Origin of the sequence: Shewanella sp. DNRA4 (assembly GCF_012843185.1) — a bacterium.
Taxonomy (GTDB): domain Bacteria; phylum Pseudomonadota; class Gammaproteobacteria; order Enterobacterales; family Shewanellaceae; genus Shewanella; species Shewanella xiamenensis.
The window spans coordinates 1-920 of sequence record NZ_JABAIP010000037.1; the positions used below are offsets into that span (position 1 = coordinate 1).

The 920-nt window shown below is 46.2% G+C and carries 1 protein-coding gene; it reads right to left on the bottom strand.

Going from position 1 to position 920, the window contains the following annotated elements:
• Positions 1-115: 115 nt before the first annotated feature.
• Entirely contained in the window at positions 116-304 is a 189-nt protein-coding gene (locus tag HG547_RS20575; RefSeq protein WP_169548858.1) for a DUF2158 domain-containing protein, read from the bottom strand.
• Between the last annotated feature and the right edge of the window lie 616 nt (positions 305-920).

Consider the following 920-nt stretch of genomic DNA (forward strand, 5'->3'; position numbering starts at 1 on the left):
ACAATGTGATCACAAGTTATGTAAAACTGCTTTTTTTTGTAGAATCGGGTATCAAAAAAACAGCCCTGAAAGGGCTGAGTTTTGCATAACTTGCATTGTGCGAAGTAATGATATTCTAGTTCAAATCATATGCATCAGTGGCATTACTTTCATCATTATTTTCTAGGGTTACGATATGAAATGAAGCGGTTTCTAATACTTTTTTGTCGTTAAACCAAGTGCAATGAACACTTTCATCAATCACATTGACTACCGTCATTAATGGCCCGCCGCTCTTTAAATATACAACATCTCCAGCTTTCATTATTAACATCTCCGTATGGTTTGAAGTAGGTATTCAATCAACTTACGCCAAAATTATTAGTTCGTCCAATTATATTGAAAATCAAGGGGGTAAGGGGGAAGCCCCCTTGCAAAGCGCTCTTGATAGGGGCGCTCTTTGCCCCGAGCTTTCTCCCTGCCAAGCCGCTTTTCAACGTCCTTCCAGCCCCGCCCAAAGTCGATTTCTGTCTACAAAATTCAAAGCGATTTCACGTTCTGGCGTTCTGGCCGGTGGGTACCTGCTAGCCTCGTTATGGGGCGGGCAGGTATCCGAGGACAGAGAGCTAAAGTGCGTATAGTAATACTGCACTTTTGTCCCATTGGTGGGACTTTTTAGGGACTGAACGGACACTTGGAAAGGGTGCCCGCGTAGCGGGAAAGGCTCCAAGTGGAAGTGAATGACCATCAAGTCCACATACTTTAACAGTGGACTCTAGTACCATATTGGTACTCTCGCGAAGCGTTCGGGTTCAGTGACACCCGAACTTTGGTATGGTTTCCCGTACAATTTAGCTGAACTTTACCCCGGTTTCCCGTGGTGAACTGCGGCCCATGCTTACGGGTCTGGGGAGGAAGGGGGAGCAGGCGAAGCGCCCCCC

What these genes read in the sequence shown, in the direction of transcription:
- HG547_RS20575 (WP_169548858.1), bottom strand. Translation starts at nt 304, where the DNA reads ATGAAAGCTGGAGATGTTGTATATTTAAAGAGCGGCGGGCCATTAATG.